Origin of the sequence: Streptomyces sp. NPDC006368 (assembly GCF_040612535.1) — a bacterium.
GTDB lineage: Bacteria > Actinomycetota > Actinomycetes > Streptomycetales > Streptomycetaceae > Streptomyces.
Window position 1 is genome coordinate 139,932 of sequence record NZ_JBEXQK010000008.1, and the last position, 21,164, is coordinate 161,095.

A 21,164-nucleotide genomic window follows, 5' to 3' on the forward strand; every position below is an offset into this window, starting at 1 on the left:
GCCGCCCGTGGCGGCGTTTCCCGGGGCGTGCCCCGGTCACCGGCGGTGCGCCCCTCTGCCACCATGGTCGACGCTGCGGGACCGCCTCCGACGAGCGGCGCGGCACCAGACAGATCCGGTGGACCGGCCGTGCGGTACAGCCCGGGCCCCTCAGTTCCGCCGATTCCGCCATCCGAGTCCACCGGGCTCTCCACCGAGTACCCCACCGTGCCTTCTTCTTCCTCCGCGGGCTCCGCGCCCACCCCCGCCACCGCCTCCGCCGCTCACTCGCCCTGGCGTTCCCTCAGGTACCGCAGCATGCGCTGGTGGTCCGTGGCGAACCTCGTCTCGAACGCCGGTACGTGGATGCAGCTCACGGTCCAGAACCTGCTGGTCCTCCAGATCACCGGCTCCGCCGCCGCGACGGGCCTCTCCCTGTCGGTGCAGGCCGCGCCGGGCCTCCTCCTGAGCCTCGTGGGCGGCGCCGCGGTCGACCGCCGGTCCCGCAAGGTCACCGCCGCCGTCAGCCAGGCGCTGCTCGGCGCGGTCGCCTTCGTCACCGCCTTCATGGTCGCGTTCGGCCGGCTGGATCTCGGCGTGCTGCTGGTACTGGCCGCCGTCACCGGCCTCATCGCCACCGTCGACGGCCCCGCCTGCGCCCTCCTCGGCAACGACCTGGTGCGCCCCGAGGACGTGCCGTCCGCGATCGGTGTCGGCTCCCTCGTGCACAGCGCGGGACGGCTTACGGGCGCCGCGCTCGCGGGCGTGGCGGTCGGTTTCTTCGGCACGGCCGCCGCGTACGTGGCGAACGGCGTGTCGTTCCTCTTCGTCGCCGCGGTGATCCCGTTCCTGCGCCCGGTGGCGACGGCGCTCGCGCCCGCACCGGCCGGGCCCGCACCGGTCGCGCCCGACCCGAGCGGCGACATGACGGTCCGGGAGGGCCTGGCCTTCTTCGCCCGCCGGCCCCGGCTGGTCGCCCTCGCGGGCATCACCGGCATCAGCGCGGTCTTCGGCCGCAACTACGGGCTGACCCTGGCCGTACTGGTCACCGGCCCGCTCGCCGGCGGCGCCGGAGCCTTCGGCACCGTCTCGACCGTCCTCGCCGTCGGCGGCATCCTCGGCGCGGTCCTCGGCGCCCGGCTGCGCGAGCCGTCCGTCCGGCTCGTGGGAGCGCTGGCCGCCACCGGAGCCCTGCTCCAGGTGGTGGCAGGTCTGTCGCCGTCGCTCGCCGTGCTGCTGGTCCTCGTCCTGCCGATGGCCGTCGTCGAGTCGGTCTCCGACACGGCCGGAACGACCGTCCTGCAGACCGACCCGCCCGCGCACCTGCGCGGCCGTGTCCTCGGCGTCTGGGGCGGTATCCGGACCGGCTGGGGCCTCGCGGGCCCGCCCGCGCTCGGCCTCCTCATGGAACTGGCCGGCGCCCGCGGCGCCCTCGTGATCGGCGGCCTGCTCATCACGGCGGCGATCGGCGGCGGGTACCTCCTGCGCGACCGCCGCGCCCCGGCCCCGGTCGTGGTCCGCACCACCGGGACCCCGCACCTGACGGAACGCCCGGCGCTGAGCACGGCGGCGTGACGCTCCGGCGGGAGGCCGCGGGGGCCGCGGGGCGCGGCCCCCCGCCGGTGGGCGGGCGGCGCCGGGGTCACCGCCCCGGGGGCCGGATGGGGGCCGCCGCTTCGGCGGCGCGGCGGGCCAGGAGGGTGGTGGAGCGGCCGTCCAGGTAGGGGAGGACCACCGCCTGGCCACCCCAGGTGCGCAGCACCTCCGCCTCCGGGAGGTCCTCCGCCGAGTAGTCGCCGCCCTTGACCCACACATCGGGGCGCAGACGGCTGAGCAGCTCCACCGGGGTGTCGCCGTCGAAGACCGCGACCGCGTCGACGCTGCCGAGGCCCGCCAGGACGCGGACGCGGTCGGCGAGCGGGTTCAGGGGGCGGCCCGGACCCTTGAGACGGCCCACCGACTCGTCGGAGTTGACGCACACGATGAGGCAGTCGCCGATGCCCCGGGCGCTCTCCAGCAGGCCGACGTGGCCCGCGTGCAGCAGATCGAAGCAGCCACCGGTGGCGACCACCGTGCCGCCCTGCGCGCGGATCCGCTCGGCCAGCGCGAACGCGTCCGTGTCGGGGGCGTCCGGAAGCCGGGCGGGCGGCGGGGTGCGCCACAGGGCCGGGTTGCCCGCGCCCCCGGCCGCCACGAACGCCGCCGCCTCGGCGACCGCCTGCTGCACGGCCTCCTCCGGCAGGGCGCCGTCGGCGAGCGCCGCGGCCGTCGCGGCGGCGAAGCAGTCGCCCGCGCCGCACGCGTCGCCCTCGGCCCGGTAGGGCGCCGGGACGAGCATGGGCGTCGCCGCGCCCGGCCGCGTCAGCAGCACGCCGCGTTCGCCGAGCGTCACCGCCACCGTCGCCACCCGCCACCGCTCGGCGAGCTCGGCGCCCCGTTCGGCGTACGCGCGCAGGGACTCGCCGTCGCCGCGGCACAGGGCGCGCGTCTCGGCGGCGTTCGGCGTGACGATCCGCGCGCCCGGCACGGGCACGTCGCCCTTCAGGTGCGGATCCCACACCACCGGCACCTTGGGGGCGACGGCCGCCAAGTGCTCCCGGACCGCGCCGGCGGTGTGCCGGCCGTAGTCGGCGACGAGTACGGCGTGGGCGCCGGCGAGGGTGTCGCGCACCGCGGCGTCCGGTTCGCCCGGGTCGCCGCCGCCGCGGTCGATCCGCACCAGCGGGCGACCGCCGGCGAGGACCCTCGTCTTCACCGGCAGCGTGCCCTTGAGCGGCAGCTCGACCACACGGACACGGCCCCGCAGCGAACGGCGCACCGCCTCACTGGCGGGGTCGTCGCCCAGCGCGGTCACCAGCACCACGTCCCGGCCGCCGCGCGTCGCGAGCGCCGCCGCCAGCCCCGCGCCGCCGGGGCGGCGCTGGTCACCGGTGAAGTCCACGACCGGGGCCGGGGCGTCCGGCGCGAGCCGGCTGGCGACGCCTTCGATGTCCTCGTCGAGCAGGACGTCGCCGACGACGACGAGGGGCTTGCGTGTGGTCATGACATCCTCCGATGGGCCGCGACGGGCGTCGACGCGCCCGCCGGCCGCGCGGGCCGCCCGGCGGCCACCGCCGCGTCGAAGCACTCGCACAGCAGGTGCACGGCGACGAGATGGGTCTCCTGGACGGTCGCGGTCGAGTCGGCGTCGACGCACAGCGCCTCGTCGGCGGCCTCGGCCAGCGGGTTGGGTCGCGGGCCGGTCATGGCCCAGACGCGCAGCCCGGCGGCCCTGCCCGTCACCGCCGCCGCGAGGAGGTTGGCGCTGCTGCCCGAGGTGGACAGCAGGACGAGGACGTCCCCGGGGCGGCCGTGCGCGGCGACCTGCCGCGCGTACACCTGGTCGAAGCCGTAGTCGTTGCCGATGGCGGTCACGCTGGACGTCTCCGCGTGCAGCGAGATCGCCGAGTAGGCGGGGCGCTCCCGGCGGTAGCGGCCCACCAGTTCGGCGGTGAGGTGCTGGGCCTGCGCGGCGCTGCCGCCGTTGCCCGCTGCGAGCAGCCGGCCGCCCACGGGCAGGACGGCGGCGAGTTCGCCGCCCCACTGGGCGATCCGGTCGAGGTGTTGCCGGCGGAAGCGCCCGAGGGCGTCCTGGAGGGACTGGCAGTGACGCCGGACGGCCTCGCGGGCCTGGGCGTCGCCGGCCCGGGTGTCGCGGGTGTGAGAAGCGAGAGGATCTGTCATGGGCGTTCGGGCGTACCGCGTCCCAGCGGACGGCGGCCGGTCCCGCACCTCCTTCGGGCTTCGGGGGAGACGTGTGGAAACCGGTCAGGCCACTTCCGTGACCGCGGTCCGCGCGGCGAGCACCGTGCCGTAGGCCGCCTCGGTGTCCGCCGCGACCCTGGCCCAGCCGTACCGGGTCAGGACCCTGCGGCGGCCGGCCTCCCCGCAGGCCGCGCGCCGCTCGGGCGCGGCGAGCAGGTCACCGACCGCGGCGGCCAGCGCCTCGGGGTCGCGCGGCGGCACCAGCCGTCCGGTGACTCCGTCCTCGACGGTGTCCAGCTGCCCGCCCACCGCGCTGGCGACGACCGGCCTGCCGCAGGCCATCGCCTCCAGCGGCACGATGCCGAACGGCTCGTAGTCCGCGGGGCACAGCACCACGTCGGCGCTCCGCAGCAGCGGCGGCACCTCGGCGCTGGGCATCCCGCCGACGAACCGGACGCGGTCGGCGACCCCGGCCTGCCGCGCAACCTCGCGCAGCCGGCGTACCTCCGGGTCCCCGTCGAGCAGGTCGGGGGCGGGTCCGCCGACGATGAGGAGCTCCGTGTCGGGCAGCCGGGACAGCGCCGCGATGGCGACGGCGGCGCCCTTGCGGGGCACCAGGCGGCCCAGCTGGATCAGCCGGAACCGGGCGGCGCCGTCCCGTTCGGCGACCGGCCCGTCGGGGCGGAACTGTTCGGGGTCGACACCGCACGGCACGACCCCGACCTTGTCGGGCGGGATGCGCATGCGGCCCAGTTCGACGACCTCGTCCCGGCAGGTGGCGATGACCCGGTCGCAGCCCATGCCGACCTCCCGCTCGCAGGCGATGCGCTGCGGCGGGCTGGTGTCGGCCTCCCGCTGGTGGCGCCGCTTCACCGTGCCGAGCGCGTGGTACGTGTGCAGCAGCGGCAGCCGCAGCCCGCGCGTGGCCTGGAGGGAGGCCACCCCGGACATCCAGAAGTGCGAGTGCACCACATCGGGCGGTCGGGTGCGCCATTCGCGGGCCATGTAACGGCCGAACTCACCCATGTGGGGCGGCAGTTCATCCTTGGAGATGGGTTCGGGGGGACCGGCGGGCACATGGTGCACCTCCACTCCGGGGCGCAGGGGCACCCGGTCCGGCAGGTCGGGTGCGTCGCGCCGGGTGAAGACGGTGACGCGGTGGCCTCGGTCCGCGAGGGCGCCCGCCAGACGCGCGACATGGACGTTCTGCCCGCCCGCGTCCACGCCGCCCAGGGCGGCGAGTGGGCTCGCGTGCTCCGAGACGAGCGCGATGGACAGGGGCCGCGGGGTCATCGGTCCGGTCTCGCCGGGCGATGTGTCGAGTGATGTCATGAGCGCACCTCCGTCATCACGCGCTCCCAGTCGTCCAGGAAGCGTTTGAGCCCGTACCGTTCGAGCGCCGCCTGCCGGGCACGGGCGCCGTCCTCGGCGGCGGCCTCCGGCTCCGCCAGATAGCGCCGCGCGGCCCGTGCCAGCACCTCGGGCCGCGTCGAGAGCGTCCCGGCGCCGGGCGGGACCGCCTCGACCGCCTCCGTGGTGGCCAGCGCCACCACCGGCATGCCCAGGTGCATGGCCTCCAGCAGGGACAGCCCCAGCGACGTCCAGCGCACCGGATGCAGGTACAGCCGCCGCTGCGCCATCGCCGCGTGCAGCTCGCGCTGCGGCAGGTCGGCGGTGCGGCACCGCTCCTCGGGCACGCCCAGATGGCCGGCGAGGCCTGCCGTACGCATCCCGAAAACGTCCAGCGGCGCCGCCTCGGCCAGCTCGGCCAGCAGGTCCGTACCGGTGTGACGGCGGCGCCGGACCGGCTCGTTGACGACGACGGCCGCGCGCGGGACGCGACCGGTGTACAGGTGGCCGGGGTCGACGATGCCGTGCTCGATCACCTCGGTGCGCGTCGAGCCGTTGTCCCAGAACAGCCGGTTGAAGTGGGTGACGTGGACCAGCGTCAGATCGTCGCGGTCCGCGAAGGGATGACGGGTGTCGGGGACGTTCCCGTCGGGCGCGTTGTGCTCCAGGTACATCGCCGGGACGTCACGGCCGGGCCGCCGGCCGCCCAGCCACCGCTCGGCGAGTTCGTACTCGTGCGGGCGCTGGAGGACCACCAGGTCCACCGGCGCGTCGCGCAGCTCCTCGGGCGTGCGCTCCCGCACCGAGTCGGGCCAGGAGAAGGTACGGGCCCGGCCCAGGCCGTCCGCGTCACGCCCGGGCGTCACCGGGACGAGGTAGGTGTGGGGCCCCTGGACGAACGCCGTCGTCCAGGACCCGTGCACGTGCCACAGCAGGATGTTCATGAGTCGGCTCCCTGCCTACCGCGCCGGCCGGCGCGAGGCGTCATCGGAGAAGAAGGCCCCGCGCCGTACCGCGTACGGCCCGATGGCCAGCAGGTCGACGGGCGAGGAGCCGAAGCACTCCAGGGCGTCGCGCGGGTCGTCCACCATGGGCCGCCCGGCCGTGTTGAGGCTGGTGTTGACCACCACGGGGAGCCCGGTGAGCCGCTCGAACTCGTCCAGCATCCGCGCCACCAGCGGTTCCCTGCGCCGGTCCACGGTCTGGATGCGCGCGGTGCCGTCCACGTGCACGACCGCCGGGATCCGGTCCCGCCACCCGGGCGCGACGTCGTGCACGAACAGCATGTACGGGCTGGGGAGCTGCCCCGTGAAGATCTCGGCGGCCCGGTCGGCGAGCACCATCGGCGCCACCGGCCGGAACTGCTCGCGCCCCTTGACGTCGTTGAGCCGCTCCAGGTTCCCCGCGTGCCCCGGGTGCGCCAGCAGCGAGCGGTGCCCGAGCGCCCTCGGCCCGTACTCCGAACGCCCCTGGAACCAGGCCACGATCGCGTTGTCCGCGAGCGCCTCCGCCACCGTCCGCGCGATGTCGGCGGGGCGGTCGAACGGCACCGCTGCCGTCTTCAGCCACGCGCCGAGCTCCGCGTCCGACCAGTCCCGCCCCAGATCGGCGCCCGGCATCGGCTCGGGGTCGTCCCCGCCGCCCGCCGCCAGCAGCAGCGCCCCGCCCAGCGCGGTGCCCGCGTCACCGGCGGCCGGCTGGACCCAGACCCGGGAGAAGGGGCCCTCACGGGCGATACGCGAGTTCGCCACGCAGTTGAGGGCGACGCCCCCGGCGAGCGTGAGCACACTGTCGTGGGTCTGGCCGTGCAGCCGGCGCACCAGGTCCAGCAGCGTCTCCTCCAGCACGGCCTGCGCGCTGGCGGCCATGTCCGCGTGATCCTGCGTCCACGCCTCGTCCGGCCGGCGGCGCGGACACAGCTCGCTCCACGGCACCCCGGCGGCGTGGAACCCGCCGTCACCGGTCGGGTACACGTACCGGCGCAGCTCGGGCAGCATCCGGGGCCGGCCGTGCGAGGCGAGCGCCATCACCTTGAACTCGTCGGACGAGCGCAGGAACCCGAGGTGCTCGGTGAGCTCCTCGTAGACCAGGCCCAGCGAATGCGGCAGCTCCTGCGCGTACAGCGGCTCCAGCCGGTCGTGGATCCGGCGGGCCGCCAGGTGCGAGGCCCGCTCGCCGCGGCCGTCCAGGACCAGCACCGACGAGGTGTCCGCGCCTTCCGCGGCGAACGCCCCGGACGCGGCGTGCGCCATGTGGTGCGGTACGAACCGGACGATGTCCGGATCGAGGCCCGGCAGCGCCGTCCTCAGGAACCCGGGCGCCTCGCGCGCGTAGGTGATCCGCAGGTGGTCCCACGGGTCGTCGAGGCCCATCTCATCGGCCGGCCGGGCCAGTTCCGGGTCGAAGGAGTACGCCACGGCGTCCAGGTCCTTCGGCCGCAGGCCGGCCCGCTCCAGACACCAGGCGGCGGCCTTCTCGGGCAGTTCCCACGCGGAGAACGGCACCGGCCGCTTCCCGTGCTTGCGCCGGGAGAACCGCTCCTCCTCCGCGGCGGCGACGGTCCGCCCGTCGATGACCAGCGCGGCGGCCGGATCGTGGAAAAGGGCGTTGATACCGAGGATGCGCATGACGTCCCTGGCCTTTCGGCGAGTCGGGAGGCCGGGCCCCGAACGCACGGGTGCCGGCGGGGGGAGGGGAGGCGGGTGTCAGGAGCCGGTGCCCACGTGGGCCCGGAACCAGTCGATGGTGCGCCGCAGGCCTTCCTCGGCCCCGACGCGCGGCTCCCACTCCAGCTTGTCGCGGGCGAGCGTGATGTCCGGGCAGCGCACGGCCGGGTCGTCCGTGGGCCGCTCGATGAACCGGATCTCGGAGCCGGACCCGGTCAACTCGATGATGAGCCGCGCCAGTTCGAGCATGGTGAGCTCGGACGGGTTGCCGATGTTCACCGGCCCGCGCAGCCCGTGCGCCGCCGCGGCGAGAACACCGCTCACGGTGTCGTCGACGTAGCACAGCGACCGGGTCTGCCCACCGTCACCGGTGACGGTGAGCGGCTCACCGGCCAGGGCCTGGCGTACGAAGGTGGGCACGGCCCGGCCGTCGTGGCCGCGCATCCGCGGACCGTAGGTGTTGAACAGCCGGACGATGCCGACGTCCGTGCCGTGCGCCTCGGCGTGGGCGGTGCTCAGCGCCTCGCCGAACCGCTTCGCCTCGTCGTACACGCTGCGCGGCCCGACCGGGTTCACATTGCCCCAGTACCGCTCGTTCTGCGGGTGCTGCTGCGGGTCGCCGTACACCTCGGAGGTGGAGGCGAGCACGAAGCGGGCGTCGGCGCGGTGCGCGAGGGCGAGCGCGTTGCGGGTGCCGAGGCTGCCGGTCTCCAGCGTGTGCAGCGGGAGCCGCAGGTAGTCGGTCGGCGAGGCCGGGGAAGCGAAGTGCAGCACCAGGTCCGGCGGCCGGTCCACCGTGAACGGCTCCGCGACGTTCGCCTCCACCACGGTGAAGCCGGGGCGGTCGCGCAGCGCGGATATGTTCTCGGGCCGGCCGGTGCTGAAGTCGTCGACGCAGGTGACGGCCGTGCCCGAGTCCAGCAGCGCGGTGCACAGGTGCGAGCCGACGAAACCGGCGCCGCCCGTGACGACGGCGTGTTCCCAGCTGCGTGAGAAAGCGGTGTTCATTCGATCTCCTCCGTACCGTGCGGACCGGGGACGACCGACCGGTCCGGCGTTCGTCGGCGACGGCGTCCGCGACCGCTGCTGCGGTCCCGCGTCTGTCACCAGGCTCGGCCGAACGGGGGCGCGCGGCGCGGTGGTATGCGCCGTTGGAGTGATCACGCAGCGTGACAGGAGGGCAGGTGCGCGGGGGAAAGCCGCCTCCCCGCGCCTCTGACCAGAGCGTTCTCAGGGAGCGACGGTCTCCGTGGTCAGCAGGTCCACCAGAGCCGGCAGACCGCCCTCGGCCAGCACCCGGCGCTGCCGGTCCGCCGCGGTGCCCTGCTGCAGCAGCCGGTGCACGAGCGAGGTCACCTCACGCGTGTCGCCGGACTCGTCGAGTGCGGGCGCCAGCGCGTCCAGCAGTCGGCACAGGACGTCCCCCGCCCTGCGGCGGACGCCCTCCGGGTCGATCAGCAGCCCGCTGAGCCCGTGCCGCGCCGCGTACCAGTTGGCCGCCTGCAGGAGCTCGGGCGGGCACTCCGGGACCGGCACGCCCGCCTTCTCGTCCCGGATCGCCGTGGCGATCATGGCGCGGACGAGCCCGGCGAACATCACCGCCGAGTCGGCCCGCAACTGCACGTCCGCGCAGCGCACCTCGATGGTCGGGTAGCGGTCCGACAGCCGGGCCTGCCAGTACAGCTGGCCGGTGTCGGTGATCACACCGGAGTCCAGCAGCGTCCGTACCCGCCGCTCGTGGTCCGCGAGGTCCTCGAAGCGCGGCGGGGGGCCGCCGACCTGCCAGCGGCCGAAGATCACGGTGCGCCAGCTCGCGAAACCGGTGTCCCGGCCGTCCCACAGGGGCGAGTTCGCCGACATGGCGACCAGCACGGGCAGCCAGACCCTAATCCGGTTCATGACCGCCACACCCGTTTCCCGGTCGGGCACCGCCGCGTGCACGTGCATGCCGTTCACCAGCTGCTCGGCGACCAGCTGCGGAGCCTGCGAGCGCATCGCGAGATAGCGGGCCTTCTCGGTCACCGGAACCGGCACCGCCTCCCGGAACGGGGCGGTCCCCACGGCCGCGATCCGGCACCCGTTCTTCTCCGCCGCGCCGCCCAGCGCGTGCCGCAACCGCAGCAGATGGCCACCGACCTCCTCCAGGTCGGTGCAGACGGGCGTGGCGATCTCCACCTGGGCCTGGAGGAGCTCCGACTGGACCTCCTGGTCGTCCAGGATCGGCTCGAGCCCGGCCGCCGCGCGCACCCGGTCCGCCAGGGGCACCGGCATGCAGGTGGCCGGATCGACCAGCAGATACTCTTCCTCGACGCCAATGGTGATCACGCCGCTCCGGGTACCCCCCGCCTCAGCCGACATAACGCCGCGCCGTCGACTCCCGCTGGGCCCGCGCCAGCGCCCCCAGCCGCGCCTCCACCGCGGGCGGCACCACCCGCCGCTCCCGCAGCACCCAGGGCAGCCCCGCCACCGCCTCCGCGAACGCCCGCAGCGACGCCGCGTCGCGCGGCACGGTACGGGCCAGGTGCAGCGTCCGGCGCAGGGCGGGCCCGAGCGGACGGCGCAGCCAGCAGAACCACAGCGTGTTGCGCAGCCCGTGGACGCGTCGCAGCGTCGAGTCGCGCAGCTTCGACGGCGCGTGGTGCACGGTCAGCTGCGGCGCGTACGCGAGCCACCAGCCCTGCGTCGCCAGATCGGTGGCCAGGAGCTCCTCCTCACCGCCCAGCCACAGTCGCTCACTGAAGCCGCCGGCCGCCAGGAACGCGTCGGCGCGCAGCACGGTCGCCGCCGCCAGGAACGAGCCCAGCGCCGGCCCCGGCAACCACTCCGGCCCCTCAATGGGGGAGTCCCGCAGCTCGGCCACGATCGGGTCCTCCCGGCCGTCCGGTTCGACGAGGATCCGGGCGGTGACCGCGACCAGCCGCTCGTGGCGGTCCAGCAGGTCGGCGGCGCGGCTCAGCGACCCCGGCTCCCACCAGGAGTCGTCGTCGCAGAAGGCGATGTAGGGCGTACGCGCCTGCCGTACCGCCAGATTGCGGCCGACCGCGCCGAGGTTCCGGCCGGGCGTCAGCAGCGTGACCTCGGGGTGGAGGCGCCTGACGGCTTCGGCGGTGCCGTCCGTGGAGGCGTTGTCGGTGACGATCACCGGCGGGCGTTCCGGGAGTCGTGCCAGTTCGCCGAGGGTGCGCAGCAGCTCGTCGCGGCGGTTGTGCGTGATGACGACGACGGTGGTGCGGGGATCGGTCACGTCACGGCTCCTTGGAGGTCGAGGCGGCGCGCGGCGGCCTCCACGGGGGCCGGGAGCGGTTTACGGGCCCGCAGCGCCGCCGGGAGCCGGGCGAAGAGCTCGCGCAGCGCCTCCCGCGCCTCCGGGTCCTGGCGCGCCTCGGCCGCGAGGGTGCGCGTGTGCCGCAGGGCGACCGGCAGCGGGCGGCGCAGCCACGCGGTCAGTACGGCGTTGCGGCGCTGCCGCGCGGGCCGCCCCGCCCGTACACCGCCCGTGGGACTGTGCACGGCGATCACGTCGGGGCAGTGGCACACGCCCCAGCCGTGCGCCGCCAGGTCGTAGGCGAGGCACGTCTCCTCACCGCCGAAGAACAGCACCGGGTGGTAGCCGCCCGCCTCCAGGTACGCGCTCCGCCGGGCAACGGCCGCACAGGCCAGGAACCCCAGCACCTGCGGCCCCGGCAGATCGGCCGGCCGGCCGAGCGGGGAGGCGGCCAGCATGGCGTTCAGCGGGTCCGGCGCGGCGTCGGGACCGACGTGGATCCGCGCCGCGATCAGCCCGAGCTTCTCGTGCCGGTCCAGCAGGTCGGCGGCGCGGCGCAGCGATCCCGGCTCCCACCACGAGTCGTCGTCGCTGAACGCCACGTAGCGCGTACGGGCGTGACGCACGCCGAGCGTGCGGCCCACCGCGCCGAGGTTCCGGCCGGGCGTCAGCAGCGTGACGCCCGGGTGGAGGCGGGCGACGGCCTCGGCGGTGCCGTCCGTCGACGCGTTGTCGACGACGACCACCGGGGGCCGTTCCGGCAGCTCCGCGAGCCGGTCGAGGGTACGCAGCAGCTGGTCCCGGCGGTCGCGGGTGATCACGACCACGCTGGTGCGGGGGTCGGCGGTCCGTTGCGTCACGGGCGGGGTACCTCCGGGTGATCGGACAGGGCGGTGAGAACGTCGGCCGGCCGGATGCGCAGCAGCAGCGGATCCGGCTCCCGCCCGTGCGGATCGCCGGGCGGTCCGGGGTGCCACAGGACGACGTGCCGCGCACCGCGCGGCGGCCCCCACCACCGGGGCGGCACCGGACCGAAGAGCGTGACGGACGGCGTGCCGTACGCGACCGCCAGATGCGCGATGCCGGTGTCGCCGCTGACCACGGCGGCGGCGCCCGCGACGAGCGCGGCGAGCCGCTCGTACGGCAACCCACCCGCGAAGACGCGCAACCGCGCGCCGGGGTCGCCCACAGCCGTGGGACGCCGCCCGACCCCGGCGCTGGCCCCGGCACCGGACGCCGCGCCGCCGGCGCCGGGCACGCGCGCGTGGGGGGCGCCCGCCTCGCCGGTGACGGCCGCCCGTGCCGTGCAGTACCCGGGCGCGTCCGGGGCGCCGGGCACGCGCGCGAGGTGGGAGCCGACGGCCACCGACGCCCCGTCCCCGGCCGGCCCCTCATCGGCGGTGGCCGCCGTGCCGGCGCCGCCCGGCGCGGTGGTCCCGGCCGTACTGGGGTCGTTTGTGCGGCTGCCGGCCGCCTGCGGGTCGGAGGCCGTTCGGGTCGCATCGGCGGTGGCCGCCGTGTCGGCGCCACCCGGCGCGGTGGCCGCCCGCGTGGCGCTGGGGACCCTTTCAGGAACGCCGGCCGCCGGGGGCGCGCCGGAGGCCGCGGGGAGTGCCGTCGCGGGGCCGGGCGCCCCCGTGGCTCCCGTCGTCCCGGCCGCCGCATCGGCGATGCGGCGGACGAGGGCGTCCTCGCCCGGGCCGCCCGTCAGGGCCACCCGGTGGCCGCGTCGTAGCAACTCGCGGACGACTTCCGCGTACCGCTCGGCGGGCCAGCGGCGGGCGGCCGACTCGGCGCCGGGGTGGACGAGCACCGCGCCGGGGAACGGCGACGCCGCTTCCGGCGCGGGCAGCAGCAGGTCGTCCGGGTCGGCGGGGATGCCGTACCACTCCAGCAGGCGGCACCAGCGGACGCGCTCGTGCTCGTCCGGCGTCCACTCGGGCCCGGCGATGCCGGGCGTACCGGGATGGGCGAACGCCAGCAGCCGTCCCGGGCGCATGCGGTGCAGCAGCAGGTGGCTGGACGGCCCCTTGCCGTGCAGGTCTACGGCCACCTCCGGTGGCGGCCCGGCCCAGTCGAGCCGTGCCGGTACGGCCCTGCCGGGTGCCGACGCGGGCAGCAGCGTGTCGACCGCCCCGGAGGCGGCGGCCGGCGCCGCGAGCTGCTCCGGCGCGGCCAGCACCGTCTCGTACCCGGGGAACGCGCGGCGCAGCGCCCGCAGCGCGGGCACCCCCGCCAGCAGGTCACCGAGGCCGAGCGCCCGCAGCACGAGCAGCCGCGGCCTCACGCGGCGGCCCTCCGCGCGCGCCGGGGGTCCGCGTGAGCGCAGTGGACCGGCTCGGGGTCGGCGCGCCCGGAGCCGACCAGCCCGGAGCCGACCAGCCCGGAGCCCGCCCCTCCGGGGCTCGCGCGCCTGAAGCCGACCCATCCGACTCCCGCGCGCCCCGGGTCCTGGCGCCCCCGATCCGCACGCCCGGCGCTCACCCGCCCGACACCCATCCGCATGGCGCCCACGCGCCCGGCTCCGGCCGCCCTCACTCGTCGGCCTCCAGCAGCTTCTCCACGGCGGCCACCACGTCCTCCGCCGTCACCTCGTTCAGGCAGGGGTGGCCCTGCACCGGGCACTCCCGGGCCCTGGTGTCCGCGCACGGTGCGCGCTGGTCGCCGAGGAGCACGTGCGGCACGCCGTACGGGCCCCAGCGTTCGGCGGGCACGACCGGTGAGAAGAGCGAGACGACCGGCGTGCCGACGGCCGCGGCCAGGTGCGCGGGGCCGGTGTTGCCGGTCACCACCGCGCCGGCGCACGCCAGGACCGCCGCGAGCTGCGGTGGCTGTGTCCGTCCGCCGAGGTCCATCCCGGCGCGGCCCGCGACCAGCGCCGTCAGCTCCCGCTCGTCGGGGCCGCCGGTGACGACGACCCGGTGTCCGGCGGACGCCAGCTGCCGTACCGCCTGGGCGCACCGGTCGGCGCTCCACCGGCGGGCCGCGACGCTCGCGCCGGGGTGGACGACGACGTACGGCCCCGGCCCGGTCAGCTCCGGCGCGCCGCCCGCCGCGTACCGGACCCGCAGCCGCCCGTCGTCGCCCGGCGGCAGCGTGAACCCGGCGGCCTCGGCAAGGTCCAGCGCGGCCCGCACCTCGTGGGCGTGGGGCGCCCGCTGGTGCCGGACGTCGAGCAGCGAGCCGGGCGCGTCGACGCTGTCGGCCGCGATGCGCGGGACGCCCGCCATGCGCAGCAGCAGCGCGGCGGGCAGGGGGCTCTGGTGGAACGAGGTGAGGACGAGCGCCGTGTCCGCGCGGGCGGCGGCGATCCGGTTCACCACGCGGTCGATGTCCGCGCGGTCCACGGGAGGCGGGGTGAACCCCTCCCAGGGCGCCGCCCACACGAGTACCTCGTGCACGCCCGGCAGCATCCGCGCGGCCGGCGCGCCACGCGGCCCGCACAGCATCGTCACCCGCTCCGCCCGGTGCGCGACCGCCCGCACGGCGGGCCCGGCGAGGATGACGTCCCCGAAGCTGTCCAGCCGGACGACGAGAGCCCTCATGACAGCCTCCTCAGGCTCCTCAGGTGGTCCCCCAGGACGTGCCGCACCGCGGTGAGCAGGTCGGGGCACACGCACGGCGCGGACGCCACCTCCTCGGGCAGCGTCCGCGCCGTCGGCACCAGGACCCCCGTGGCGCCCGCCGCCCGCGCCGCTCCCATGTCCGCGCCGATGTCGCCGATGACGACGCACTCCGCGGCCCGCACGCCCAGCCGCCGCGCCGCCTCCAGGACGAGGCCGGGTCTCGGTTTGCGGCAGCCGCAGCCGTCCTCCGGTACGTGCGGACAGTGCACCCACGTGTCGAGCGGGCCGAGCAGCGCGTCGACCCGGGCGTTGACGTTCCGTACGGCGGCCTCGGTCAGCAGGCCGCGCCCGATGCCGGACTGGTTGGACACGACCCCGACGGGTATGCCGTGGTCCCGCAGCATCCGCAGGGCCTCACGCGCCCCCGGCATCGGCCGGACGCGCTCCGGGTCGCCGTTGTAGGGCACGTCCTCGACGAGGGTGTCGTCCCGGTCGAAGAGCACGGCCGAGGGGCGGTTCATACCGTGCCGTCCCAGGTCCCCGCCGCACGGTGGCGCAGTGTGCCGCTCAGCCGGTGCCAGGTGGCGACCGCGGGGATGAGCGCGCTGGTCACGGTCATCGTCAGGATCTCGTCCACGGTGCGCGGCCCCGGCGCTATCCGGGCCCGCGCGAACTCGGCCGTCCCCAGCAGCCACCCCGCCGCGGCCAGCGCCGCCGCCCGCCGGCTCCCGGCGGTCGCCAGGGCGAGCGCGCCGAGCCCGGCCGCGGTGACCACCGCGTGCCGCCTGATCCGGCCGCGGGGCGCCGCCGCGCGCTGCCACCAGTCGCGCCCGTGCAGCCGCACCATCAGCGCGTCGTCGGCGTTGCCCTTCTGCACCCGTATCGACACCCACCGGTCGGCGGGTCGCACCGGGTGTTCCGTGCGCCGCTCGCCGCGCCGGATGAGCCAGCCGGCGTCGATGATCCGCAGCGCCAGGTCGGCGTCCTCGCGGAAGGCGCGCGGGAAACGTTCGTCGAAGCCGCCGACGGCCTTGAGGGCCGCGGTGCGGTACGCCATGTCGGCGGTCGCCCACAGGGCTCCGCGCAGGCCGGCGGTGTTGCGCTCCCAGTCGGTGGGGCGGCGGTCGGTGGGCAGCGGCACGTCCAGAACGCCCTGGACGCCGCCCGTGTCGGGGGAGGCCTCCGCCAGGTCGCGGGCGAGCTGCTCGCGCCAGTACGCGCTCACCCGCACGTCGTCGTCGAGGAGGACCGTCCACGGCTCGTCGACCACGCGCAGCCCGGTGTTGCGGGCCGCCGCGGGGCCGCGCCCACCGCTGCGCAGGACGATCGCGCGGTCGGCGAGCGGTCCGAGCGCGCCGAGCGGGAGGCCGCCGACCGCCGGATCGGGCCGGTCGTCGACGAGGACGATCCGGCGGGGCTCGGGCCCGTCGCTCGCGGCGAGCGCGGCGAGGCAGTCGGAGAGGCAGGGCCGTCCGATGGTGGGGACGACCACGGCGTACGAGGCGAGCGGGGGAATCATGCGTCTGCGCCTCCAGTTCCGGGGTGATCGGTTCCGTAGCGGCGTACGGAATGCCCACCTTCGGTAACTTTAAGCGCACGTGTCCCGGTCTGCAGGGCTTCGGTATCCGCCCGGCTCGGGGCCCGCGCGGGCCGGGTGTCCGCCGGGGTGCGGGACTCGCGGGGGGTCGGCGTCCGCCCGTCTCGGCGCCCGCCAGGCTTCGGTATCCGCGCTGCTCGGGGCCTTCCCGGGCCGGCTGTCCGCCGGGGGCGGCGTCTGTACCGTTCGCACCTGCCGGGGTGCGGGACCCACCGGGGTTCGGCGTCCGCCCGGCTCGGCGCCCCGCCCGGGATCGGCGTCTGTACCGTTCGGGCCCGCCGGAGGTCGGCGTCCGCCCGGCTCGGGGCCCCCGCGGGCCGGCTGACCGCCGGGGTACGGCCCGCCCGGGGCCAGCGCCCGCGCGGACCGGCTGTCCGCCGGGATGCGGGACCCGCCGGGGTGCGGAACCCACCGGGCTTCGGTATCCGCGCTGCTCGGGGCCTGCCCGGGCCGGGTGTCCGCCAGGGGCGGCGTCTGTACCGTTCGCGTCCGCCGGGGTGCGGGACCCGCCCGGGGTCGGCGTCCGCCCGGCTCGGGGCCCCGCCCGGGGTTGGCGCCCCGTCCGGGGTCGGCGTCCGCCAGGGTCGGCGTCCGCCAGGGTCGGCGTCCGCCAGGGTCGGCGTCCGGCCGGCTCAGCCGCTGAGGTGCCGTTCCAGCCAGTCCGCCGCGGCCCGGCGGAACAGCCTCCGGTTGTCCGCCCGCCGGAACTCGTGGCCCTCCCCGCGGAGCGTCAGCAGCTCGGCCGGCAGGCCCCGTTCCCGCGCGGCGCGCACCATCTGGTCGGACTCGCCCGGCGGCACATTGGTGTCGTGCTCCCCGTGCACCGCCAGCAGCGGCACGCGCAGGGCGTCGATACGGCTCATCGGGGAGAGCGCGCGGAGCAGTTCCCGGTCACGCTCCGGGTGGCCGTACTTGTGCGCCGCCGACTCCGCGAGCCACGGCTCGGTCCCCGCGAAGAACGTCCCGAAGTCCGACATGCCGCACACCGCGACCCCGGTGCGGAACAGCTCCGGGTGCCACACGAGCGAGGCGAACGTGAGATAGCCCCCGTACGAGTGCCCCATCACGGCCAGCCGTCGTGGATCGGCGCGCCCCGTCAGCACCGCGTGCGCCGCGCAGTCCGCCACGTCCTCGATCGCCGCGAACCGTCCCCTCCCCAGGTCGGCGTCCACGAAGGACCGCCCGTACCCGGAGGAGCCGCGCACGTCGGGGGCGAAGACGTCCAGACCGCGCCCCAGCAGCTCGTGGTACAGCGGCTCGAACACCGGCCGCTCCTGCTCCTCGGGCCCGCCGTGCAGATGGATCACGCACGGCGCCGGGTCACCGGCGTCGCGGCCGGGCGCCCGGTAGTACCAGCCGCCCAGCGCGAGGCCGTCGCGCGCCGTCAGCCGGACCGGCACCGGACGCACGGGGGGCCGCCCAGGCGGTACGGCGTCCTCGTCGCGTGACGACCAGGCAGTGCGCACGGGCGACGCGCCGCCGGGGAGCCACCACACGCCGGGTTTGCGCTGCGACCCGGACAGGGCGAGCACCATCCCGCCGGGGCCGCCGCGGGTGACCCGGGTGACCACCTCGTGGGGCAGCTCGACGCAGTGCGCGACCCGCCCCGGCCCGGCCTCCGGCTCCAGCGTCTCCAGTTCGCTCGCCCCCTGGACGTTCCACGCCAGCGCGGCGGTCCGCCCGTCGGTGAGGAACGCCAGCAACTCCAGGCCGCAGCCGTCCCGTTCCGCCGCCACGGACAGGCCTGTCATGGTGCCGTCCGCGTCGAGCTCCGCCGCGAGCAGCGCGGCGAACTCCCGGTCGTGGTCGCTGCGCAGCCACACGGTGCGGCCGTCCTCGGCGAAGCGCCCGATCCAGGGGTCGCCGTCCGCCACCCGGAGGACGGACGCCGTCCGCAGGTCGCCCGTGCGCAGCACCACCGCCTCCCGCCGCCCGCGCGGGCCGCGACGCAGCAGCGCCAGCCGCCCGTCCGGGCTCACGTCGCACACCCGCAGCGTGGCCGCGCCCGTCTCGGTGGCCAGCAGTACCGGCGCGCCCGGCTCGTCCGGGTCGACCAGGTACGCCGACAACCGGTCCCGGGTGCCCCGCCGGCGCCCCACGTCCCCCCGGTCCGCCCCGCCCAGCAGCGTGGCGTGCCCGTCCCGGTCCGCCCAGCCCGCGGGCAGACCCGCCAGACCGGGCTCCGGGTCGCGGTGGGCGGAGGGCGGCTCGGCGATCGTCACGGCCACGCCCGAACCGTCGCGCGTCCAGCAGCCCAGGTAGGCCGAGCTACCCGCGTCCGCGCCGGCGATGAGCCTGCGGCCGGTGCCGTCGGGGCGTACGCACAGCACCCTGCTGTGCTCGCCGCCGCCCGGGTTGACCGTGTAGGCGATCCACCGCCCGTCGGGCGACCACGCCACCTCCGACACCGGCTCGGGGTCCGAGTCGAGCAGCCGCACCTCGTCGCCGCCGTCGCCGGCGGCGGTGGGCCCCGTCCACAGCTGGGGCACCCCCAGCCGGTCGCAGATGAACGCGACGCGCTCACCGGTCGGGTCGGCCGACGGGTACCAGCAGCCGTGGGAGAGCAGCGGCCTCGGGGCGCCCGGCGGGCCCGCGGAGGCGGCGAGCGCGACGGGCACCGGGCCCGCGGAGGCGGCGGCCGTGTCGACGGTCAGCTGATGTCGTGGGTCTGCAGCCATAGCTCCAGCAGCGCCACCTGCCACAGGGCGTTCGCGCCTCGCTTCGTACGGTGCCGGTCGGGGGCCGCCAGCAGTTCGGCCACGTACTCCTCCCGGAACAGGCCGCGCGCCCGCGCCTCGGGAGCGGTGAGCGCCTCGCGGACCCGCTCCAGGACCGGGCCGGCCATATGGCGGATCGCGGGGACCGGGAAGTAGCCCTTCGGCCGGTCGATCACCCGGTGGGGCAGCAGGGTGCGGCCCGCGTCCTTCAGGACGCCCTTGCCGTCCTGGGCCAGCTTCAGCTCCGGCGGACACGCCGCCGCCAGCTCCACCAGCTCGTGGTCGAGGAACGGCACCCGGGCCTCCAGGCCCCAGTCCATGGTCATGTTGTCGAGCCGCTTGACCGGGTCGTCGACCATCATCACGTGCGTCTCCAGCCGCAGCGCCGCGTCGAGCGCGGTCTCGGCACCGGGTTCGCCCATGTGCTCGTGCACGAAGCGCCGGGAGGCGTCGTGGTCGGGCAGCATCTCCGGCCGCAGGATCCGGGCCAGGTCGGCGTGCGTCCGGTCGAAGTACACGTCGGCGTACGTCTCGGGCTCCTGCTCCCGGGGGACGGCGGCCATCTCCGGGTACCAGCTGTAGCCGCCGAAGACCTCGTCCGCGCCCTGGCCGCACTGGACGACGCTGACCTCCTTGGCGACCAGCTCGGACAGCATGTGGAAGGCGACCGCGTCGTGGCTGATCTGCGGCTCGCTCATGGCGGCGATCGCCCCGTCCAGCGCCCCCGACACCCGGTCGGACGGCACCATCAGCTGGTGGTGCTCGGTGTCGAAGTGGCGCGCGACGAGGTCGGAGTACGCGAACTCGTCGCCCTCCTCGCCGCCCTCCGACTCGAACCCGACGCTGAACGTCGCGAGGTCCCGCTGGCCCTGCTCGGCGAGCAGCGCCACGATGAGCGACGAGTCGAGGCCGCCGGAGAGCAGCACACCCACCGGCACGTCGGCCACCATGCGCCGCCGCACCGCCGTCCGCAGCGCGTCCAGCACCGCGTCGCGCCAGTCGGCGGCGTCCATGCCCGCGTCCTGGGGTCGGCGGGTGTACGACGGCTGCCAGTAGCGGTGGTCGCGGTACGTGCCGTCCGGCTCCACCACCCGCACGGTGGCGGGGGCCAGCTTGCGCACCCCGGCGAGCACGGTACGCGGCGTCGCCACGGTGGCGGACCAGCTCAGGTACTGGTGCAGGGCGACCGGGTCGATCGAGGTGTCGACGCCGCCGCCCGCGAGCAGGGCGGGCAGCGTGGAGGCGAACCGGAGCCGGCCGGGGCCGTACGACAGGTACAGCGGCTTGATGCCCAGCCGGTCCCGGGCGAGCACCACCCGGCCCGTGTCGTTCTCGACGATGACGAAGACGAACATGCCGACGAGGTGGTCGACGCAGCGGGTGCCCCACTGGCGGTACGCCTTCAGCAGCACCTCGGTGTCCGAGGTGGAGAAGAACCGGTGGCCGAGGCCGCGCAGCTCCTCCCGCAGCTCCTGGTAGTTGTAGATGCACCCGTTGAACACACCGGTGAGCCGGGCTTCGCTGTCGGACATCGGCTGGGCGCCGTTCTCCGACAGGTCGATGATCTTCAGCCGGCGGTGGCCGAGGGCGACGGCGCCCTGCGACCACAGGCCGCGGCCGTCGGGCCCGCGGGCGGCCAGCCGGTCGGTCATGCGTTCGACGGCGGCGATGTCGGGGCGCCGGTCGTCGAACCGGATCTCTCCGCTCAGGCCACACATATCGCACCTCCCGGCTGGTGCGTCACCGGGCCACCCGGTACCGGACCACCCGGCACCGGATCACTCGGAATCGAATCACCCGGGAGGGATGCGCACGGCACCGGATTGTGCGGAACCTCCGCCCCCTCCTGAACCTCTGTGGATGAGGAAAATGTCACGGCTACTCCTTGCAGACGGTGATCCCCGGGTTCCCCGTTGATCGCCGGGTAAGCCCCCGGCGTGCGGCTCCGGCCTCCGCGCACCGCACCGCGGGACCCATGGCCACCCCCGCCACCAGGAACAACGCGCCGGGCGCCAGCCGGCCCGCCGCGCTCTTAGCGCGGGCCCGGCCGCCGGGAGGAAGCCCCACGCCGCCGCCGCGACCCCGGAAGCGCGCGGGGCGAGGGAGCCGGGAGTGCGAGCGGTCGGCGGGGCATGCGGCTCCTCGGGCGCGGGCGACGGGGACGCCCTCAACCCAGGGGCCGGACCGGCCCGTGCCCTGGGCCATTCGACGCGCGTGTGGCCGGGCCACTTCGCCCCGACCGCGCACCTGCCCGTGACGTCGTGCGCGCGGCCCTTCAGC

Annotated in this window: 16 protein-coding genes; 1 reads left to right on the plus strand and 15 read right to left on the minus strand. The window is 76.2% G+C overall.

What is annotated here, in order from left to right; translation table 11 throughout:
* Window positions 1-207: 207 nt before the first annotated feature.
* Entirely contained in the window at window positions 208-1,554 is a 1,347-nt protein-coding gene (locus ABZZ38_RS09580) for an MFS transporter (protein WP_356737498.1), read from the plus strand.
* Between the two features lie 67 nt (window positions 1,555-1,621).
* Here ABZZ38_RS09580 and rfaE2 read toward each other — a convergent pair whose 3' ends face one another.
* The 15 genes from rfaE2 to ABZZ38_RS09655 all read right to left on the minus strand — a co-directional run bounded on the left by rfaE2 (window position 1,622) and on the right by ABZZ38_RS09655 (window position 20,602).
* Window positions 1,622-3,022, minus strand: coding sequence for a D-glycero-beta-D-manno-heptose 1-phosphate adenylyltransferase (gene rfaE2 / locus ABZZ38_RS09585; protein ID WP_356737500.1), 1,401 nt, complete (start codon window positions 3,020-3,022; stop codon window positions 1,622-1,624).
* Window positions 3,019-3,702: an SIS domain-containing protein gene (locus tag ABZZ38_RS09590; RefSeq protein WP_356737502.1), complete on the minus strand. Its 684-nt coding sequence runs from the start codon at window positions 3,700-3,702 to the stop codon at window positions 3,019-3,021. Before ABZZ38_RS09590 ends, rfaE2 begins: the two co-directional genes overlap by 4 nt.
* 84 nt (window positions 3,703-3,786) lie before the next feature.
* Window positions 3,787-5,055: a glycosyltransferase gene (locus ABZZ38_RS09595; RefSeq protein WP_356737504.1), complete on the minus strand. Its 1,269-nt coding sequence runs from the start codon at window positions 5,053-5,055 to the stop codon at window positions 3,787-3,789.
* Entirely contained in the window at window positions 5,052-6,017 is a 966-nt protein-coding gene (locus tag ABZZ38_RS09600; RefSeq protein WP_356737506.1) for a glycosyltransferase, read from the minus strand. Before ABZZ38_RS09600 ends, ABZZ38_RS09595 begins: the two co-directional genes overlap by 4 nt.
* Window positions 6,018-6,032: 15 nt before the next feature.
* Window positions 6,033-7,700 (minus strand): carbamoyltransferase C-terminal domain-containing protein, encoded by a 1,668-nt coding sequence (locus ABZZ38_RS09605; RefSeq protein WP_356737508.1) that lies wholly within the window; start codon window positions 7,698-7,700, stop codon window positions 6,033-6,035.
* A gap of 78 nt (window positions 7,701-7,778) precedes the next feature.
* The gene (locus ABZZ38_RS09610) at window positions 7,779-8,747 is read right to left on the minus strand and encodes a UDP-glucuronic acid decarboxylase family protein (protein ID WP_356737510.1); all 969 of its coding nucleotides are present in this window, start codon (window positions 8,745-8,747) and stop codon (window positions 7,779-7,781) included.
* 222 nt (window positions 8,748-8,969) lie between these two features.
* A complete protein-coding gene (locus ABZZ38_RS09615) occupies window positions 8,970-10,064 on the minus strand; it encodes a glutamate--cysteine ligase (RefSeq protein WP_356737512.1) in 1,095 nt (364 codons plus the stop codon).
* Between the two features lie 22 nt (window positions 10,065-10,086).
* On the minus strand, window positions 10,087-10,983 hold the full coding sequence (locus ABZZ38_RS09620; RefSeq protein ID WP_356737514.1) for a glycosyltransferase: 897 nt from the start codon (window positions 10,981-10,983) through the stop codon (window positions 10,087-10,089).
* Window positions 10,980-11,864 (minus strand): glycosyltransferase, encoded by an 885-nt coding sequence (locus tag ABZZ38_RS09625; protein WP_356737516.1) that lies wholly within the window; start codon window positions 11,862-11,864, stop codon window positions 10,980-10,982. The genes ABZZ38_RS09620 and ABZZ38_RS09625 overlap by 4 nt, the downstream gene beginning before the upstream one ends.
* Window positions 11,861-13,291 carry a glycosyltransferase family 9 protein gene (locus tag ABZZ38_RS09630; RefSeq protein ID WP_356737518.1) on the minus strand — a complete coding sequence of 477 codons (1,431 nt, stop codon included), beginning with the start codon at window positions 13,289-13,291 and terminating at the stop codon, window positions 11,861-11,863. The genes ABZZ38_RS09625 and ABZZ38_RS09630 overlap by 4 nt, the downstream gene beginning before the upstream one ends.
* Before the next feature lie 247 nt (window positions 13,292-13,538).
* Window positions 13,539-14,549, minus strand: coding sequence for a glycosyltransferase family 9 protein (locus ABZZ38_RS09635; RefSeq protein WP_356737520.1), 1,011 nt, complete (start codon window positions 14,547-14,549; stop codon window positions 13,539-13,541).
* Window positions 14,546-15,091: an HAD family hydrolase gene (locus ABZZ38_RS09640; protein ID WP_356737522.1), complete on the minus strand. Its 546-nt coding sequence runs from the start codon at window positions 15,089-15,091 to the stop codon at window positions 14,546-14,548. The genes ABZZ38_RS09635 and ABZZ38_RS09640 overlap by 4 nt, the downstream gene beginning before the upstream one ends.
* The gene (locus tag ABZZ38_RS09645) at window positions 15,088-16,089 is read right to left on the minus strand and encodes a glycosyltransferase (RefSeq protein ID WP_356737524.1); all 1,002 of its coding nucleotides are present in this window, start codon (window positions 16,087-16,089) and stop codon (window positions 15,088-15,090) included. The genes ABZZ38_RS09640 and ABZZ38_RS09645 overlap by 4 nt, the downstream gene beginning before the upstream one ends.
* Before the next feature lie 710 nt (window positions 16,090-16,799).
* On the minus strand, window positions 16,800-18,845 hold the full coding sequence (locus ABZZ38_RS09650; protein ID WP_356737526.1) for an alpha/beta fold hydrolase: 2,046 nt from the start codon (window positions 18,843-18,845) through the stop codon (window positions 16,800-16,802).
* Window positions 18,818-20,602 carry an N-acetylglutaminylglutamine amidotransferase gene (locus ABZZ38_RS09655; protein ID WP_356737528.1) on the minus strand — a complete coding sequence of 595 codons (1,785 nt, stop codon included), beginning with the start codon at window positions 20,600-20,602 and terminating at the stop codon, window positions 18,818-18,820. Before ABZZ38_RS09655 ends, ABZZ38_RS09650 begins: the two co-directional genes overlap by 28 nt.
* Window positions 20,603-21,164: the final 562 nt, after the last annotated feature.

What these genes read in the sequence shown, in the direction of transcription:
- ABZZ38_RS09645 (WP_356737524.1), bottom strand. Translation starts at nt 16,089, where the DNA reads ATGATTCCCCCGCTCGCCTCGTACGCCGTGGTCGTCCCCACCATCGGA.
- ABZZ38_RS09595 (WP_356737504.1), bottom strand. Translation starts at nt 5,055, where the DNA reads ATGACATCACTCGACACATCGCCCGGCGAGACCGGACCGATGACCCCG.
- ABZZ38_RS09590 (WP_356737502.1), bottom strand. Translation starts at nt 3,702, where the DNA reads ATGACAGATCCTCTCGCTTCTCACACCCGCGACACCCGGGCCGGCGAC.
- ABZZ38_RS09605 (WP_356737508.1), bottom strand. Translation starts at nt 7,700, where the DNA reads ATGCGCATCCTCGGTATCAACGCCCTTTTCCACGATCCGGCCGCCGCG.
- ABZZ38_RS09635 (WP_356737520.1), bottom strand. Translation starts at nt 14,549, where the DNA reads ATGAGGGCTCTCGTCGTCCGGCTGGACAGCTTCGGGGACGTCATCCTC.
- ABZZ38_RS09650 (WP_356737526.1), bottom strand. Translation starts at nt 18,845, where the DNA reads ATGGCTGCAGACCCACGACATCAGCTGACCGTCGACACGGCCGCCGCC.
- rfaE2 (WP_356737500.1), bottom strand. Translation starts at nt 3,022, where the DNA reads ATGACCACACGCAAGCCCCTCGTCGTCGTCGGCGACGTCCTGCTCGAC.
- ABZZ38_RS09610 (WP_356737510.1), bottom strand. Translation starts at nt 8,747, where the DNA reads ATGAACACCGCTTTCTCACGCAGCTGGGAACACGCCGTCGTCACGGGC.
- ABZZ38_RS09640 (WP_356737522.1), bottom strand. Translation starts at nt 15,091, where the DNA reads ATGAACCGCCCCTCGGCCGTGCTCTTCGACCGGGACGACACCCTCGTC.
- ABZZ38_RS09655 (WP_356737528.1), bottom strand. Translation starts at nt 20,602, where the DNA reads ATGTGTGGCCTGAGCGGAGAGATCCGGTTCGACGACCGGCGCCCCGAC.
- ABZZ38_RS09600 (WP_356737506.1), bottom strand. Translation starts at nt 6,017, where the DNA reads ATGAACATCCTGCTGTGGCACGTGCACGGGTCCTGGACGACGGCGTTC.